General features: G+C 72.4%; 16 protein-coding genes. 13 read left to right on the top strand and 3 right to left on the bottom strand.

Going from position 1 to position 17036, the window contains the following annotated elements; genetic code table 11:
- Positions 1 to 64: 64 nt before the first annotated feature.
- The 4 genes from IE172_RS18890 to glmM all read left to right on the top strand — a co-directional run bounded on the left by IE172_RS18890 (position 65) and on the right by glmM (position 4260).
- Positions 65 to 1336 carry a glycosyltransferase family 87 protein gene (locus tag IE172_RS18890; RefSeq protein WP_190098395.1) on the top strand — a complete coding sequence of 424 codons (1272 nt, stop codon included), beginning with the start codon at positions 65 to 67 and terminating at the stop codon, positions 1334 to 1336.
- A gap of 244 nt (positions 1337 to 1580) precedes the next feature.
- A complete protein-coding gene (rplM, locus tag IE172_RS18895) occupies positions 1581 to 2024 on the top strand; it encodes a 50S ribosomal protein L13 (RefSeq protein WP_190098396.1) in 444 nt (147 codons plus the stop codon).
- Between the two features lie 42 nt (positions 2025 to 2066).
- Complete coding sequence (gene rpsI / locus IE172_RS18900) at positions 2067 to 2579, top strand: 30S ribosomal protein S9 (protein WP_004927169.1); 513 nt, start codon at positions 2067 to 2069, stop codon at positions 2577 to 2579.
- Between the two features lie 322 nt (positions 2580 to 2901).
- Positions 2902 to 4260 (top strand): phosphoglucosamine mutase, encoded by a 1359-nt coding sequence (gene glmM / locus IE172_RS18905; protein WP_190098397.1) that lies wholly within the window; start codon positions 2902 to 2904, stop codon positions 4258 to 4260.
- A 247-nt stretch (positions 4261 to 4507) separates the two neighbouring features.
- Here glmM and IE172_RS18910 read toward each other — a convergent pair whose 3' ends face one another.
- Both IE172_RS18910 and coaA read right to left on the bottom strand, forming a co-directional pair.
- Positions 4508 to 5455, bottom strand: coding sequence for a DUF389 domain-containing protein (locus tag IE172_RS18910; protein WP_190098398.1), 948 nt, complete (start codon positions 5453 to 5455; stop codon positions 4508 to 4510).
- Between the two features lie 28 nt (positions 5456 to 5483).
- Positions 5484 to 6452 (bottom strand): type I pantothenate kinase, encoded by a 969-nt coding sequence (gene coaA / locus IE172_RS18915; protein WP_190098399.1) that lies wholly within the window; start codon positions 6450 to 6452, stop codon positions 5484 to 5486.
- A gap of 208 nt (positions 6453 to 6660) precedes the next feature.
- Between coaA and IE172_RS18920 the strand changes: the two genes are divergently transcribed.
- The 5 genes from IE172_RS18920 to IE172_RS18940 all read left to right on the top strand — a co-directional run bounded on the left by IE172_RS18920 (position 6661) and on the right by IE172_RS18940 (position 10915).
- Complete coding sequence (locus IE172_RS18920) at positions 6661 to 7449, top strand: hypothetical protein (protein WP_190098400.1); 789 nt, start codon at positions 6661 to 6663, stop codon at positions 7447 to 7449.
- 109 nt (positions 7450 to 7558) lie between these two features.
- Positions 7559 to 9406 carry a glutamine--fructose-6-phosphate transaminase (isomerizing) gene (gene glmS / locus IE172_RS18925; protein ID WP_190098401.1) on the top strand — a complete coding sequence of 616 codons (1848 nt, stop codon included), beginning with the start codon at positions 7559 to 7561 and terminating at the stop codon, positions 9404 to 9406.
- A gap of 46 nt (positions 9407 to 9452) precedes the next feature.
- Entirely contained in the window at positions 9453 to 9824 is a 372-nt protein-coding gene (locus IE172_RS18930) for a holo-ACP synthase (RefSeq protein ID WP_190098402.1), read from the top strand.
- A complete protein-coding gene (locus tag IE172_RS18935; protein ID WP_190098403.1) occupies positions 9821 to 9958 on the top strand; it encodes a hypothetical protein in 138 nt (45 codons plus the stop codon). The genes IE172_RS18930 and IE172_RS18935 overlap by 4 nt, the downstream gene beginning before the upstream one ends.
- Before the next feature lie 120 nt (positions 9959 to 10078).
- Entirely contained in the window at positions 10079 to 10915 is an 837-nt protein-coding gene (locus tag IE172_RS18940) for an RNA polymerase sigma factor SigF (protein WP_190098472.1), read from the top strand.
- Positions 10916 to 10981: 66 nt separating this feature from the next.
- Here IE172_RS18940 and IE172_RS18945 read toward each other — a convergent pair whose 3' ends face one another.
- Positions 10982 to 12166, bottom strand: a complete 1185-nt coding sequence (locus tag IE172_RS18945; protein WP_190098404.1) for a hypothetical protein — start codon at positions 12164 to 12166, stop codon at positions 10982 to 10984.
- A gap of 184 nt (positions 12167 to 12350) precedes the next feature.
- On the opposite strand from IE172_RS18945, the gene IE172_RS18950 reads away from it, so the two are divergent.
- The 4 genes from IE172_RS18950 (at position 12351) to tsaE (ending at position 16881) form a co-directional block, all read left to right on the top strand.
- Positions 12351 to 13787 (top strand): NAD(P)H-hydrate dehydratase, encoded by a 1437-nt coding sequence (locus IE172_RS18950; protein WP_190098405.1) that lies wholly within the window; start codon positions 12351 to 12353, stop codon positions 13785 to 13787.
- Between the two features lie 172 nt (positions 13788 to 13959).
- Positions 13960 to 15156: an alanine racemase gene (alr, locus tag IE172_RS18955; protein WP_190098406.1), complete on the top strand. Its 1197-nt coding sequence runs from the start codon at positions 13960 to 13962 to the stop codon at positions 15154 to 15156.
- Positions 15153 to 16382 (top strand): alpha/beta fold hydrolase, encoded by a 1230-nt coding sequence (locus IE172_RS18960; protein WP_190098407.1) that lies wholly within the window; start codon positions 15153 to 15155, stop codon positions 16380 to 16382. Before alr ends, IE172_RS18960 begins: the two co-directional genes overlap by 4 nt.
- Positions 16351 to 16881, top strand: coding sequence for a tRNA (adenosine(37)-N6)-threonylcarbamoyltransferase complex ATPase subunit type 1 TsaE (gene tsaE / locus IE172_RS18965; RefSeq protein WP_190098408.1), 531 nt, complete (start codon positions 16351 to 16353; stop codon positions 16879 to 16881). Before IE172_RS18960 ends, tsaE begins: the two co-directional genes overlap by 32 nt.
- Positions 16882 to 17036 lie beyond the last annotated feature (155 nt).

Below are 17036 nucleotides of genomic sequence, written 5' to 3' on the forward strand. Positions count from 1 at the left end.
TTAGACGGGGCAAGGGGTGTGCTGGTCCGCCCCAACGGGCGCGGAAGGCCCTAGCGTTGCCCGCATGGTGACGGGCAAAAGCGACATTTCAGGGTGGTTGGTGCGTCCGGCGGGCGGCTGGTGGTGGGCCGGACTCGTGGCCGTACTGGGGGCGCTGACGGTCCATACGGTGCTGGTGACCTCGGACGGAGGCATGGACAACCGGATCGTCGTGGACGCCGCGCGGACCTGGCTGGACGGCGGATCGCCGTACGACGACCGGCACTTCCTCTATTTCCCGAGCGCGGTGATGGCCGCCGTCCCGCAGGCGCTGCTGCCGCGCTCCGTGCTCGACGTGCTGGTGCCGGTGGCGGTGACCGTCGCGCTCGCCCTGGGCTGGGCCTGCGCGCTGCGGCTGCACCGGGTGCCGCTGCGCAGCCGGCTCGCCGTCCTCGGGCTCCTGGGTCTCGCGGCCGGGTTCGCGCCGTTCGGGCAACTGGTGCGGCTGGGCAACTGGACGGTGACGGCCGTGCTGGCGCTGCCGCTGTGCCTGCTGCTGGCGAGCCGGGGCCGGTGGGTCACGGCCGGCGCGGTCATCGGGGTCGCGGTGGCGGTGAAGCCGCTGCTCGCGCCGATGGTGCTGCTGTTCCTCTTCGCCCGCCGGTGGAGGGCGCTGGCCGTGGTGGTCCTGGTGCCGGCCGTCACCTCGGTGGTGGCGGCCCTGTTCCTGCCCGACCCCGCGGGCTTCGTCACCCGCACCCTGCCCTTCCTGCTGACCGGCGACGACGCCTTCCTGCGGCTCTACGAGGCGGGGCCCGCCGCCGTGCTGCCCCGGCTGGGCGTGCCCCGGGCCCTGGCCACGCTGCTGGCGGTGCTCGCGGCCGCCGTGGGGGTGGGGTGCGCGTACCGGCGCTGGCGGGGGCCGGGGCCGGTGGGGCTGCGGCTGGCGGAGACGTCGGCCGGGCTGATGCTCTCGGCGTTCCTCGTGTCGCGGCCCTCCTACAACCACTACCTGCTGGTGGTGCTGCCGCTGCTGCTCGCCGGACTGCCCCACCCCGGGTCGGTCACCCGGCGACCCTGGTTCTGGCTCGCCCTCGTCCCGCAGCTGCCGGGGGTGACCTGGCCGTGGCTGGAGTCGGGGAGGCGGCGCGCCTTCCGGGACTCGGTCACGCTGTGCGTGCTGGCGGTGACCGTCGCGTACCACTGTGTGCGGGGGGCCGGCGGGAGCGGAGGGAAGGGTGGGGTGAGTGGGGCAAGTGGGGTCGGCGGGAAGCGGGAGGGGCCGGAGGGGCCGGAGGAGCCGGAGGGGCGGCCGCCGGCCGGGGAGGGGCGGGGGACGGCCGTAGAATCGTTGTAGTTCATCGGCGACGTCACCGACGGCGGTCTCGTTTTGACCCGTCCGGCCGAGCATGGGTATTCTGCATGTTCGTTGTGTGTAGTGGCTTGCTCATTCTCACGTGAGGGGCCCTTACACCGGTCCACCGGACCGATGACCAGCGACCAGCACGCGGTTTGCGTCACCGCAGTGCGGTCAGGGCTGTCGTGATCGTCTTCGGTGACCTTGTCAGGACCATTCACTGAAGAAGCGAAGGCTACGAACCGTGCGTACGTACAGCCCCAAGCCCGGCGATGTGACGCGCCAGTGGCACGTCATCGACGCTCAGGACATCGTCCTGGGTCGTCTGGCCTCCACTGCGGCCTCCATCCTGCGCGGCAAGCACAAGCCGATCTACGCGCCCCACGTCGACACCGGTGACTTCGTCATCATCATCAACGCGGACAAGGTGCACCTCTCCGGCAACAAGCGGACCCAGAAGATGGCGTACCGCCACTCGGGTTACCCGGGTGGTCTGCGCTCCGTCCGCTACGACGAGCTGCTCGCGAAGAACCCCGAGAAGGCCATCGAGAAGGCCGTCAAGGGCATGCTCCCCAAGAACACCCTGGGCCGTCAGATGCTCTCGAAGCTGAAGGTCTACTCGGGCGACCAGCACCCGCACGCTGCCCAGCAGCCGGTGCCGTTCGAGATCACCCAGGTCGCGCAGTAAGTCCGGCCACCCCCTAAGACTGAACAGAATCTGAGGAGCATCGTGGCCGAGACCACTGCCGAGCAGCCGCTCGAAGAGCTTGACATCGACAGCTACACCACCGAGTCCGAGGTGCCCGTCGAGGGCGAGTACACCTCGGAGTCCATGGCGTCCCGCTTCGGCGAGCCCCAGCCGGCCGCCGGCCTGGGCCGTCGCAAGAACGCCATCGCCCGCGTCCGGATCGTCCCGGGCACCGGCAAGTGGAAGATCAACGGTCGCACCCTCGAGGACTACTTCCCGAACAAGGTGCACCAGCAGGAAGTCAACGAGCCCTTCAAGGTGCTCGAGCTCGAAGGCCGCTACGACGTCATCGCCCGCATCGCGGGTGGCGGTGTCTCCGGTCAGGCCGGTGCGCTCCGTCTCGGTGTCGCCCGTGCGCTGAACGAGGCGGACGTCGACAACAACCGCGGCCCGCTGAAGAAGGCCGGCTTCCTCAAGCGCGACGACCGTGCGGTCGAGCGCAAGAAGGCCGGTCTGAAGAAGGCCCGCAAGGCCCCGCAGTACAGCAAGCGCTAAACACAGGGCGCTCGCGCGTACTCCGAACGCCCCGGCGGCACGCCACAGTGCCGCCGGGGCGTTCGTTTATTCAGTGGCGTGGGCGTATAACGGCACAAGGCGCTCAAACGCTAATGTGATCGGATGGTCGGGCGTCGGGCGTGCCCGTTGCGGTGCGTGCCCGGAGGTGCGGAGCCGCATTCGCCTCACGGCCGTCGAACACATCACAAGCTTCGTCAGTGGCACAACCGTCGGTCGAACGGGCGGGTCCTACGCCTCGGCAGGACCCGGGAGGCGGGGCACTGGTACGGCTATCGGTACTGACGCATCATCAGGAGGACAAGTGGGACGACTCTTCGGCACGGACGGCGTGCGCGGTGTCGCCAACGCGGACCTGACCGCGGAAATGGCGCTCGGCCTGTCCGTCGCCGCCGCGCACGTACTGGCGGAGGCCGGCACGTTCGAAGGCCACCGGCCCACCGCCGTGGTCGGGCGTGACCCGCGCGCGTCCGGGGAGTTCCTCGAAGCCGCCGTGGTCGCCGGCCTCGCCAGCGCCGGCGTCGACGTCCTGCGCGTCGGCGTACTGCCCACGCCGGCCGTGGCACACCTCACCGGCGCCCTCGGCGCCGACCTCGGCGTCATGCTCTCCGCGAGCCACAACGCCATGCCGGACAACGGCATCAAGTTCTTCGCCCGCGGCGGTCACAAACTCGCCGACGAGCTGGAGGACCGCATCGAGTCCGTGTACGAGGAGCACCGCACCGGCGCGCCGTGGAACCGGCCCACCGGCGCCGGCGTCGGTCGCGTGCGGGACTACGAGGAAGGGCTGGAGACGTACGTCGCCCACCTCGTCGACGTCCTCCCCAACCGGCTGGACGGCCTGCGGATCGTCCTCGACGAGGCGCACGGCGCCGCCGCGAAGGTCTCCCCCGAGGCGTTCACCCGGGCCGGGGCCGAGGTCGTCACCATCGGCGCGGAGCCGGACGGGCTCAACATCAACGAAGGCTGCGGCTCGACACACCTCGACCGGCTCAAGGCCGCGGTCGTCGAGCACGGTGCCGCACTGGGCATCGCGCACGACGGTGACGCCGACCGGTGCCTGGCCGTCGACCACACCGGTGAGGAGGTCGACGGCGACCAGATCCTCGCCGTGCTGGCACTCGCCATGCGGGAACGGTCCGCGCTGCGGTCCGACACCGTCGTCGCGACGGTGATGTCGAACCTCGGGTTCAAACTGGCGATGGAGCGCGAGGGCATCCGGCTGGTACAGACCGCCGTCGGCGACCGGTACGTGCTGGAGGAGATGAAGAGCCAGGGGTACGCCCTCGGGGGCGAGCAGTCCGGGCACGTCATCATCCTCGACCACGCGACCACCGGCGACGGCACACTGACCGGGCTGCTGCTCGCGGCGCGGGTCGCGGGCAGCGGGCGCCCGCTGCGGGAGCTGGCGTCGGTGATGGAGCGGCTGCCGCAGGTGCTCGTCAACGTGCCGGACGTGGACAAGGCCCGGGTGAAGACCTCCGCGGAGCTCGCCGCCGCGGTGGGTGAGGCGGAGCGGGAACTGGGGGAGACGGGGCGCGTACTGCTGCGGCCCTCCGGGACGGAGCCGCTGGTCCGGGTCATGGTCGAGGCCGCGGACATCGACCAGGCCCGCACGGTGGCGGGGCGCCTGGCCGACGCGGTGAAGTCGGCGCTGGGGTAGCCGGTCGCGGGGTGCCTGCGGCGCGGGCGGGGTGGTCTGCGTGCGGGGTGCCTGCGGCGTGGTGGGCTGCGGTGCCTGGGGCTGTCTGCGGCGTGGCGGGGTGCGGTGCCTGCGGCGTCGCTTTCCCTCGGGTGAGGGCTCGGGTGGCGCCCGCTGCGGGGAGCTGGGGTCCCCCTTTACGGGGGGCGCCGCGCACGCGCCGGGCTGCGCAACGGCCCCCGGCCCGCGTGAGTGCCGGGCGGTCCCGTCAGGCGGGCCCGCGTCTGTGGAGACGCTCGTGTTGCCGGGACCAGAGGGCCTTCTGGGTCAGCAGGGTCAGGATGCCCGCGAGGGTGATGCCCAGCAGGTTGAGCAGCAGCTGCTCGGACGAACCCCACGTCTGCACCGTGTCCCCGTAACTGAGCGCCACGGCGGCGTTCGCGGCGGCCGGTACGGTCGTCACCGAGATCGCGACCCCCACCAGCGCACCCGACTTCGCGGACGTCAGCGACAGCGTGCCGGCCGCTCCGGCGAGGACCGCCACGACGAAGGAGAACCAGTCGGGCGCGTACACGAAGCCGGTCTGCGGCCGTTCGCCCTCGAGCTGCTCCTCGGTGAACAGTCCGACCGCGTCCATGAAGAGGCTGAAGCCCACCGTCAGGGTCATCGCCACCGCGAACCCCACCAGCAGCGCCAGCAGCGAACGGGCCGCGAGGCGCGGCCGGCGCTGCACCACCGCCGTGGAGATGCCGGCCAGCGGGCCGAACTCCGGGCCCACCGCCATGGCGCCCACGATGAGGACCGCGTTGTCCAGCACGACACCGCAGGCCGCGATCATGGTCGCCAGCGTGAGGAACGCGAGGTAGGTGACCGAGAGGGTGGACTCCTCGTGGGTGGCGTCGGTCAGGTGCTCCCACAGCACCGCGTCCGCGCTCTCGCCCGGCGCTTCCTTCTCCGCCTCGGCCGCGCGCCGCGACAGCGACAGGCCGACGTTCTCCACGGCAATGGAGCCGGACCTGTCCAGCCCGAGCCGCTGCAACCCGCTGAGCAGGTCGTCGCCGGCCTCCCTGGCCACGTCGCACAGCACGACGTCCCCGGCGGGATCGCGGGCGGCCCCCGGCAGGACACAGAGGTGCGCCGTCCCGATGGTCCCCTCGACCAGCCGGACCACCTCGTCGGTCTGTTCGGCCGGTGTGATCAGGCGCAGGTGCAGCATGGCGGCAGCGTAGCGGCCGGGGGCAGGTTCACAGCTTGCGCAGCCTGAGGCGCTGGACCTTGTGGTCGGGGCCCTTGCGGAGGATCAGGGTGGCCCGGCCCCGGGTGGGGGCGATGTTCTCGACCAGGTTCGGCTTGTTGATGGTGCGCCACATCGCGCGGGCGTAGTCGAGGGCCTCCTCCTCGGAGACCTGCGTGTACTTGCGGAAGTACGAGGACGGGTCCTGGAACGCCGTCTCCCGCAGCCGCTTGAAGCGGTTGAGGTACCAGCGCTCGATGTCCTCCGTGCGGGCATCCACGTACACGCTGAAGTCGAAGTAGTCGGCCAGCCCCACGCGCGTACGGCCGTCCTTGCCGGGCAGTGCCGGCTGGAGGACGTTGAGACCCTCGACGATCAGGATGTCCGGGCGGCGCACCGTGAGCTTCTCGCCGGGGACGATGTCGTAGATGAGGTGGGAGTAGACGGGGGCGGTGACCTCGCTCTTGCCCGCTTTGATGTCGGCGACGAAACGGGTCAGCGCACGGCGGTCGTAGGACTCGGGGAAACCTTTCCGCGACATCAGCCCCCGCTCCTGGAGCTCTTTGGTCGGCAGCAGGAAACCGTCCGTCGTGACCAGCTCCACGCGCGGATGCTCCGGCCAGCGGGACAGCAGCGCGCGGAGCAGCCGGGCCACCGTGGACTTGCCGACGGCGACGGAACCGGCGACCCCTATGACGAAGGGGGTGCCCGACTGGGAGCCCTGCTCGCCGAGGAACGTGTTGAGCGCGCCCCGCAGCCCGTCGGTGGCGCCGACGTAGAGATTGAGCAGCCGGGACAGCGGGAGGTAGATGTCCCGCACCTCGTCGAGGTCGATGACGTCACCGAGCCCGCGCAGCTGCTCGACCTCCGCGGCCGACAGCGGCAGCGGCGTCTTGTCGCGCAGCGCGCTCCACTCGGCGCGGGTGAGGTCGACGTAGGGAGTCGCCTCCGGCCGCTGCCGGTGGGCGCTCCGGGGCATCGAGGGGACCGGAGAGATCACAGTCCATTGTTAACGGAGTTCGAACGGGACGACAGGTGGGCTGTGTCACGCTCCGCGCGCCGTCATCACGTGGTGATCACGGTCGGGACGCAAGTGGGTCATCGATGATCAACTGTGGGTTCGCTGTGTCTAGGGTGCGGCCAGTGTGCTGTGGATCTTCTCCACACCTTCGAGAAAGAGTTCCTTCGTGACAACCAGCCCCGTTCGCCGTACCGTGCTCGCCGCCTCCGCCGCCGCGTTCGCCCTGCTCGTCACCGCCTGCGGTGGCTCCGGCGACGGGGACAAGGCCGACGACGGCAAGGGCAAGGCCGACTCGTCCGCCTCCGCCTCCGCCGCACCGGCGGCCAAGGCGCTCACCGCGGCCGAGCTGGAGAAGGCCGCCCTCGCGCAGGCGGACGTCAAGGACGGCAAGGTGACGGAGGTGCCCGCCGAGGACGACGCCACCGCCGACAAGGTGAAGTCGAAGGACGCGGCCTGCCAGCCGCTCGCCCTGCTGCAGATGGGCGTCCCCGCCGGCTCGCCGGCCGCCACGGTGAAGCGTTCCTGGGCGAGCCAGCCGGAGAAGCCGGCCGCCGACGCCGGTCCCGAGGAGACCCTGCTCGCCGGCCTCGACGTGGAGCAGATGGTCGTCACGCTCGCCTCCTACGAGGACGGCGGCGCCGAGCAGGTCCTCAAGGACGTCGAGGCCGCCGCCGGCACGTGCGCCGAGGGCTACGCCTACGACGCCATGGGCGAGGCGCTCACGATCGAGTCGGTGGAGAAGACCGAGGCGCCCGGCGGTGGCGACGAGGCGGTTGCCATCACGGCGCTGCTGGCCGCGGACGAGGGCGTGAAGGCGCCGATGAAGCTGGTCGTCGCCCGCAAGGGTGCCACCGTCGCCTCCTTCACCGTCACCAACTTCGCCTCCGCCGCCACCGGCGAGGACTTCGCCTTCCCGACGGCGGTCTCCGACGCGCAGCTCGGCAAGCTCGCCTGACGCATTCCCGCGGTCCGTTCCCACCGGTGCTTCGTGCACCGGTGGGAATTTCCGATTTCGGGCACGCGGAGGCCCTTTCCGGTGGCTGACGGATCGTAGGCTGCCGGGCATGTGCGGAATCGTGGGTTACGTGGGGCCGCAGTCGGCGCTGGACGTCGTGACGGCCGGACTGAAGCGACTGGAGTACCGGGGCTACGACTCGGCGGGTGTCGCCGTGCAGGCCGACGGCGGGCTGGCCACGGCGAAGAAGGCCGGGAAACTCGTCAACCTGGAGAAGGAGCTGGCCGACCGGCCGCTGCCGGCCGGGACGACCGCGATCGGCCACACCCGCTGGGCCACGCACGGCGGTCCGACCGACGCCAACGCCCATCCGCACCTCGACAACGCGGGCCGCGTCGCCGTCGTGCACAACGGCATCATCGAGAACTTCGCCGCGCTGCGCGCGGAGTTGACCGAGCGCGGCCACGAGCTCGGCTCGGAGACGGACACCGAGGTCGTCGCCCATCTGCTCGCCGAGGAGTTCTCCGCCTGCGCGGACCTCGCCGAGGCGATGCGGCTGGTGTGCCGGCGCCTGGAAGGGGCGTTCACCCTGGTGGCCGTCCACGCGGACGAGCCGGACGTGGTGGTCGGTGCGCGGCGCAACTCCCCGCTGGTGGTGGGCGTGGGGGAGGGGGAGGCCTTCCTCGCCTCCGACGTGGCCGCCTTCATCGCCCACACGCGGGAGGCCGTCGAGCTGGGGCAGGACCAGGTGGTGGAGCTGCGCCGGGACTCGGTGACCGTCACCGACTTCGACGGCCGTGCGGCCGACGTCCGCGCCTACCACGTCGACTGGGACGCCTCCGCCGCCGAGAAGGGCGGCTACGACTACTTCATGCTCAAGGAGATCGCCGAGCAGCCGAAGGCCGTCGCCGACACCCTGCTGGGCCGCATCGACGGCGCCGGCTCGCTCACCCTGGACGAGGTCCGCATCCCGGCGAACGTGCTGCGAGAGGTCGACAAGGTCGTCATCGTCGCCTGCGGCACGGCCTTCCACGCGGGACTCATCGCCAAGTACGCCATCGAGCACTGGACGCGCATCCCGTGCGAGGTGGAACTGGCCAGCGAGTTCCGCTACCGGGACCCCATCCTCGACCAGCAGACCCTGGTCGTCGCGATCTCCCAGTCCGGCGAGACCATGGACACGCTCATGGCGCTGAGGCACGCCCGCGAGCAGGGCGCCAAGGTGCTCGCGATCTGCAACACCAACGGCTCCACGATCCCGCGCGAGTCGGACGCCGTGCTGTACACGCACGCCGGCCCGGAGGTCGCCGTCGCCTCCACGAAGGCGTTCCTGACGCAGCTGGTCGCCTGCTACCTCGTCGCGCTGTACCTGGGTCAGGTGCGGGGCACCAAGTGGGGCGACGAGATCCGCGCGGTGGTGCGGGACCTGTCCTCGATCTCCGGCGCGGTGGACCGGGTCCTGGAGACCATGGAACCGGTACGGGAGCTGGCCCGGTCGCTGGCGGGGAAGAACACGGTGCTGTTCCTCGGGCGGCACGTGGGCTATCCGGTGGCGCTGGAGGGGGCCCTGAAGCTGAAGGAGCTCGCCTACATGCACGCGGAGGGCTTCGCGGCGGGCGAGCTGAAGCACGGGCCGATCGCGCTCATCGAGGACGACCTGCCGGTGGTGGTGGTCGTCCCGTCGCCGCGGGGCCGGTCGGTCCTCCACGACAAGATCGTCTCCAACATCCAGGAGATCCGGGCGCGTGGCGCGCGCACGATCGTCGTCGCGGAGGAGGGCGACGAGGCGGTGGTGCCGTACGCCGACCACCTGATCCGCATTCCGGTCACGCCCACGCTCCTCCAGCCGCTGGTGGCGACCGTCCCCCTGCAGGTGTTCGCGTGCGAGCTGGCCACGGCCCGGGGCAACGAGGTGGACCAGCCGCGCAACCTCGCCAAGTCGGTGACGGTGGAGTAGGAGGCGGCACCCCGGGGCGGGCCCCGGTCCGCCGTAAGGTGCCCGTATGAGCATCATCGGAGTCGGGATCGACGTGGCGGAGATCGACCGGTTCGCGGCCTCGCTGGAGCGGACGCCCGCGCTCGCTCAGCGCCTCTTCCGGGAGAGCGAACTGCTGCTGCCCAGCGGGGAGCGGCGCGGTGTCGCCTCCCTCGCGGCACGCTTCGCCGCCAAGGAGGCGCTGGCCAAGGCGCTCGGGGCGCCCGCCGGGCTGCACTGGACCGACGCCGAGGTGTGGTGCGAGGACAGCGGGCAGCCGCGGCTGCGGGTGACGGGGACCGTGGCGGCGCGGGCCGCGGAACTCGGCGTACGGGCCTGGCACGTGTCCCTCAGTCATGACGCCGGGGTGGCGTCGGCGGTCGTCGTCGCGGAGGGGTGAGGGAGCTGTTCGCGTTCCCCGGGACCGGGGCCGGGGCCGGCCTGCCGGTGTGGGGTGAGGTCCTCCTCGCCGTCGCCGCCGTGCTCACCGTGGTCCTCGCCCTCGTGCGGCTGCTCGGCAGGCACCGCCGGTGAATCCCGTACGGTTGTTCCGGAGAAGCGATGCGTGCTTCGCCTGAACGGGGGTATTCGCCAGAAGCCGGCGCCCGGAACCGGGAGCCGATCGATTTGGGAGGGCTAACTGTGACGTCGACGATGGCGCGGACGGACCGAGCTCAGCGCGTGACCGAGCTGCCGGAGGTCGTCGATCCCGGCCAGGTCGCGCCCCAGGACGCACGCGAACTGTCCAAGCAGTTCTTCCGCCGGCTCACGGAGCTGGAGGAGGGCACGCACGAGTACCAGTACGCGCGCAACACGCTGATCGAGATGAACATGTCCCTGGTCCGCTACGCGGCCGGCCGGTTCCGCAGCCGCGGGCCGGAGGAGATGGAGGACATCGTCCAGGTCGGCATGATCGGTCTGATCAAGGCGATCGACCGGTTCGAGCTGTCCCGCGAGGTGGAGTTCACCTCCTTCGCGATCCCCTACATCGTCGGCGAGATCAAGCGGTTCTTCCGGGACACCTCCTGGTCCGTGCACGTCCCGCGGCGTCTTCAGGAGGCCCGGGTGCAGCTCGCCCGCGCCACCGAGGAACTGCGCAGCCGGCTGGGCCGTACGCCCACGACCGCCGAACTCGCCCAGCTGATGAGCCTGACCGAGGCCGAGGTCAACGAGGCCCGGATCGCCTCCAACGGCTACAACTCCTCCTCGCTGGACGCCACCATCGGCAGCGAGCCGGACGGCGAGAGCGTGCTCGCCGACTTCATCGGGGCCGAGGACGCGGCCCTCGAACTGGTCGAGGACTTCCACGCGCTCGCCCCGATGATCGCCGAGCTCGACGAGCGCGAGCGGAAGATCGTGCACTGGCGGTTCGTGGAGGAGCTGACGCAGGCGGAGATCGGTGAGCGGCTCGGCTGCTCGCAGATGCACGTGTCGCGGCTGCTGTCCCGCACGCTGAAGAAGCTGCGGGCGGGCATGCTCAGCACGAACTGAGACGAGCGCGGGCGAAGCGACGTGACGCGGGGTGCGGCCGGGTGGGCCGCACCCCGCGGCCGTGCGTCAGCAGATCGACTGACTGCTGTTCACCAGGCGGTTGTTGCGGAACGTCGTGTTCTCGCCGCAAGGGCTCTCGCGGATCGAGGAGTTCGTCACCGTGAGGTTCTGGACGGTGATGTCCCGGTTGTTGGCGAACTCCGTGCGCGCGGCCAGACGGATCTCGCCGCCGCCGGTGACCGTGCCGCTCTGGGCGGCGAGGTTCACGTTGTAGCAGTTCTCGATCAGGATCGCGTTGTTGCCGGTGTTCGAGAGCGTGATCCGGTCGATCGTCGCGCCGCCGCTCTCCGAGACGCAGAACACGCCGCGCCCGCCGCCGCGCGCGACGACCTCGCCCACGCGGATGTTGGTGGCGTACGAACTGCCGATGCGGCCGTTGCGGTTGGCCATGCGGAAGGCCGCGTACCCGGTGCCGGTGCCCGCGTTCTCCGCGTCGACCCTGGAGACGGTGGCGTTGACGGTCTGGTTCAGCAGCAGGCCGGACTCGCCGACGTCGCGCGCGGTCACCGTGCCGACGGTCAGGCCGTCGACTCCGTAGGTCTCCACGGCGTGGCTGGAGGCGCCGGAGACGTAGACGTTGTCGATGCGCACATTGCGGGTCCACTGGCTGGTGTCGCCGCGGTTGTCGACGCGGACGCCCAGGCCGCGCGTCAGGCGCATGTCGATCTGGCCCAGGACCACGTTCTGCACGTTGCGCAGGAAGACGCCGTACAGCGGGGCGCCGGTGACGTTGAGGTGCTGCACCTCGATGTCACGGGTGCCGCGGGAGTAGACCGGGGCCTGGTCGCCGGTGCCGCTGCCGGTCACGTTGATGGTGCCGCAGACGTCGAGGACCGTGTAGCTCGGCAGGGAGATGCGGGAGCCGGCGGAGATCGAGCCCGAGCCGCGGACGACGACCCGTTCCTTGCTGGTGCGTCCGGAGGACAGGCTGCTGATCGCCGCCTGGACCGCCGCGCGCATGTCCGTGCCGGTGTAGACCGTGCCGCTGCCGCGCCGGGCGGTCCAGGTGCTGCCGTTGAGGACGGCCTCGGCCTGGTAGGAGCCGTCACCGCACGCGGCGGCGCGGGCGGGGGCCGGGGCGGCGGTGGTCGTGGGGGAGGTCGCGGCGGTGGCCGGGGCCGTCAGGGTGCCGACGGTGGTGAGGAGTGCGGTGGCGCCGGCTGCTGCGAGAAGTGCGGCTCTGCGTCGCATGGGTCCTCTGTCTCTGTCGTCAGGTGTCGTCAGGAGTCGTCGTGTCGTCGTGTTGTCGAAACGGTTCGACTGAATCGATTCACACGGTGAGGGCCGGAGAGTTTGGCAAGGGCATGGCAAGGAGTCAAGCGGGTGCCCGCCCGGTTACGGGAGTCGGTCGCGCCCGTGCGGGAAACTCGGACGCATGCGGACTGCGTACAGCGTGGAGACGGTCAGGGCGGCGGAGCGGGAACTGATGGCACGGCTGCCGGAGGGCGCGCTGATGCAGCGCGCCGCCGCCGGGCTCGCCGCGGCCTGCGCGGATGTGCTGGGGCGGGTGTACGGCAGCAGGGTCGTGCTCCTGGTCGGCAGCGGGGACAACGGCGGCGACGCCCTGTACGCCGGCGCCCGGCTCGCCCGGCGCGGCGCGGGGGTGAGCGCGGTGCTGCTCGCGCCGGAGCGCGCCCACGCCGGAGGACTCGCGGCGCTGCGCCGGGCGGGGGGCCGGGTGGCCGGGGCGGCCGGTGCGGAGGAGCTGATCGAGGGGGCGGATCTCGTCCTCGACGGCATCATCGGGATCGGCGGCACGGGCGGGCTGCGTCCGGATGCCGTGCCGCTCGCGGAGGCCGCGGAGCGGTCCCGGGCGGTGGTCGTCGCCGTCGACCTGCCCAGCGGGGTCGACGCCGGCACCGGGGAGGTGCGGGGCAGGGCGCTGCGTGCCGACCTCACGGTGACGTTCGGGACGCACAAGCCGGGACTGCTGGTCGATCCGGCGCGGGAGTACGCGGGGGCGGTGCGGCTGGTCGACATCGGGCTGTCCCTTCCGGCCCGGCCGGAACTGGAGGCGTTGCAGCACGCCGACGTGGCGCGGCTGCTGCCGGTGCCTGCCGCCGAGAGCGACAAGTACCGCAGGGGCGTCGTCGGCGTCGCGGCCGGGTCCGGCCGCTACCCGGGGGCCGCGGTGCTCGCGGTGGCGGGCGCGCTGCGGGGCGGGGCGGGGGCCGTGCGGTACGTCGGTCCCGCCGGGCAGGCCGTGATCGCCCGCTTCCCCGAGACGCTGGTGTCCGACCGGGGGCCGAAGCATGCGGGGCGCGTGCAGGCGTGGGTGGTCGGACCCGGGGCCGGGGACGACGCGGCGACGGTCGCGGAGGTCCTGGCGGCGGACGTGCCGGTGCTGATCGACGCGGACGGGCTGCGGCTGGCGGAGGCGTCGGCGGTACGGGCCCGGCGGGCGCCGACGCTGCTGACCCCGCACGCGGGGGAGGCGGCGGCACTGCTCGGTGTCGAGCGGGAGGAGGTCGAGGAGGGCCGGCTGGGCGCGGTCCGCGAGCTGGCGGGGCGGTACGGGGCGGCGGTGCTGTTGAAGGGGTCGACGACGCTGGTCGCGGGCGCGGGTGGTGAGGGGCCGGTGCGGGTGAACCCCACGGGCACCTCGTGGCTGGCCACGGCCGGCAGCGGGGACGTGCTGTCGGGACTGGCGGGGTCACTGCTGGCGGCGGGACTGCCGACGGTGGACGCGGGCAGCGCGGCGGCGTACCTGCACGGCCTGGCCGGCCGCTTCGCGGCGGACGGGGCACCGGCGAGGGCCCAGGACGTGGCGGAGGCGATCGCGGGGGCGTGGCGGAGCGTCGTGCGGGGGTGAGCGGGTGTGTGGCTGCGGGGCAGGAGTTCCCGCCCGCGCGGCCGGTCTCCGGAAGGCCGGGCCCTCCGGCGTTCCTGGCGGTGGCGTCCCCGGAGCTCCGTCCGGTCCGGGGTGGGCCTTTGACCCCACGGGCCGGACGGGCCCGTTACGGCGCTCTGAGAGACTGTGCGGGATGAAAGAGACAGTTGCCCCGTCCGGCGCGGAGCTGCGGGCCCGCGCCGAGATCGACCTCGCCGCCCTGCGGGCCAATGTACGGACCCTGCGTGAGCGCGCGCCCGGCGCCGCCCTCATGGCCGTCGTCAAGGCGGACGCCTACGGGCACGGCGCGGCCGCCTGCGCCCGGGCCGCTGTCGGGGCCGGGGCGACCTGGCTGGGCACCGCCACCCCGCAGGAGGCGCTCGCGCTGCGCGCGCCCGGTGCCGGGGTGCCGGACCACGTACGGATCATGTGCTGGCTGTGGACGCCCGGCGGGCCCTGGCGGGAGGCGATCGAGGCCGGTGTGGACGTCTCCCTGAGCGGGACGTGGGCGCTGGACGAGGTCACCCGGGCCGCCCGTCTCGCCGGACGTCCCGCGCGGGTGCAGCTCAAGGCCGACACCGGGCTGGGACGCGGCGGCTGCCAGCCCGCGGACTGGGCCGAGCTGGTCGCGGGCGCGCTGCGCGCCGAGGCCGAGGGGCTGCTGCGGGTCACCGGACTGTGGTCCCACTTCGCCTGCGCCGACGAGCCGGGGCACCCCTCCATCGCCGCCCAGCTCTCCCGGTTCCGGGAGATGGTGGCGTACGCGGAGGGGCAGGGTGCCGACCCCGAGGTGCGGCACATCGCCAACTCGCCGGCCACGCTCACCCTTCCCGAGAGCCACTTCGACCTCGTCCGCCCCGGCATCGCGATGTACGGCGTCTCGCCCAGCCCCGAGGTCGGCACCTCCGCCGACTTCGGCCTGCGCCCGGTGATGACCCTGTCCGCCTCACTGGCCCTGGTGAAGCACGTCCCCGGCGGACACGGCGTCAGCTACGGCCACCACTACGTCACCCCCGGCGCGACCACCCTCGGCCTGGTCCCGCTCGGTTACGCGGACGGCATCCCGCGCCACGCCTCCTCCGCCGGGCCCGTGCTGGTCGAGGGCAAGTGGCGCACCGTCGCGGGGAGGGTCGCGATGGACCAGTTCGTCGTCGACCTGGGCGGGGACGACCCGGGGCCGGGCGCCGAGGCCGTCCTCTTCGGCCCGGGCGACCGCGGCGAGCCCACCGCCGAGGACTGGGCGCAGGCGGCCGGGACCATCGCGTACGAGATCGTCACCCGGATCGGACACCGCGTCCCGCGCGTCCATGTGAACGAGGGGAACGACCCGGAGGAGGGGAGCGGCAGGTGAGCGAGGGCATCGCGGAGGCGGCGGCCGCCGCGGCCGAGGTCTCCCGCGGGGGCTGGCGCCGGGCCACCGGTGTCGCGGGCGTGGCGATAGGCGTGCTCGCCACGGGGGCCGCCGCGGGTGTCGCCATAGAGCGGATGACGGTCGGCCGGGGCATGCGGAAGAAGGCCAGGCTCGCCCTCGACTCCGCCGGACCCTACGGCGCCCTGCGCGGCACACCCGGCAGGGCGTACGCCGACGACGGCACCGAGCTGTACTACGAGGTCGACGACGTCGACCCCGACCCGGACGCCACACCCGCGCGGCGCCGCCGGCTGTTCGGCCGCCGGCCCCCGGCCCCGGTCACCGTCGTCTTCAGCCACGGCTACTGCCTCAACCAGGACTCCTGGCACTTCCAGCGGGCCGCGCTCAGGGGCGTCGTACGGACCGTGTACTGGGACCAGCGCAGCCACGGCCGCTCGGCGCGCGGCGCGGCGCAGGCGGAGCGGGGCGAGCCGGTCACCATCGAGCAGCTGGGGCGGGATCTGAAGGCCGTCATCGACGCGGCGGCGCCCGAGGGGCCCGTGGTGCTCGCCGGTCATTCCATGGGCGGGATGACGGTGATGGCCCTCGCCGACCAGTACCCGGAGCTGATCCGGGAGCGGTGCGCGGGTGTCGTCCTGGTCGGGACGTCGTCGGGGCGGCTCGGCGAGGTCAACTTCGGGCTGCCGGTGGCCGGTGTCAACGCGGTGCGGCGGGTGCTGCCGGGCGTGCTGAACGCGCTGGGGCAGCGGGCGGAACTGGTGGAGCGGGGACGCCGGGCCACCGCGGACCTGTTCGCGGGGATCATCAAGCGGTACTCGTTCGCCTCGCGGGACGTGGACCCGGCCGTCGCCCGGTTCGCCGAGCGGATGATCGAGGGCACGCCCATCGACGTGGTCGCCGAGTACTACCCGGCGTTCCACGACCACGACAAGACCGAGGCCCTCGCCCACTTCGCCGGGCTGCCGGTGCTCGTGCTGGCCGGGATCGACGACCTGGTGACGCCGAGCGAGCACAGCGAGGCGATCGCCGACCTGCTGCCCGACGCCGAACTGGTGCTGGTCCCGGACGCCGGGCACCTGGTGCTGCTGGAGCACCCGGAGGTGGTCACCGACCGCCTCGCCGACCTGCTCGTCCGCGCGGGCGCGGTGCCGGCGGGGACTACGGTGGGTGGTTATGGAAGCAGCAGCACCGCACAACCCGGCTGAACCGGGTCCGGCCGTGAACTCCGTCGAGCTGACCCTTACCTCCCCCGAACAGATGCGCGAATTGGGGCGCAGGCTCGCCAAGCTGTTGCGCGCCGGCGACCTCGTCCTGCTCTCGGGCGAGCTCGGCGCGGGCAAGACGACCCTCACCCGGGGGCTCGGCGAGGGACTCGGCGTCCGCGGCGCGGTCACCTCCCCGACCTTCGTGATCGCCCGGGTGCACCCGTCGCTGGGGGACGGTCCGCCACTGGTGCACGTCGACGCCTACCGGCTGGCCGGCGGGCTGGACGAGATGGAGGACCTGGACCTCGACGTCTCGCTGCCCGAGTCGGTGATCGTCGTGGAGTGGGGCGAGGGCAAGGTCGAGGAACTGGCCGACGACCGGCTGCGCGTCGTCATCCACCGGGCGGTCGGGGACACCACGGACGAGGTGCGGCACGTGACCGTGTCCGGCCTGGGCGAGCGGTGGGCCGGGGCCGGGCTGAGCGCGCTGTCGGCCTGAGCCGTTCCCTTGCCCGTTTCGCGTTCCCGTGCGCGGTTCCGTGTTCGGGCCCGCGCGCTGCGGGGATCGTTCCGACATGGTGTCGGCAAACTGTTGCGTTCGGAGTCTCCGGCGTGGTCACATGGTATCCAGTGCGTAGTTAGGTGTACCTAACT

Origin of the sequence: Streptomyces griseoflavus (assembly GCF_014649995.1) — a bacterium.
GTDB classification, from domain to species: Bacteria; Actinomycetota; Actinomycetes; order Streptomycetales; family Streptomycetaceae; genus Streptomyces; species Streptomyces griseoflavus.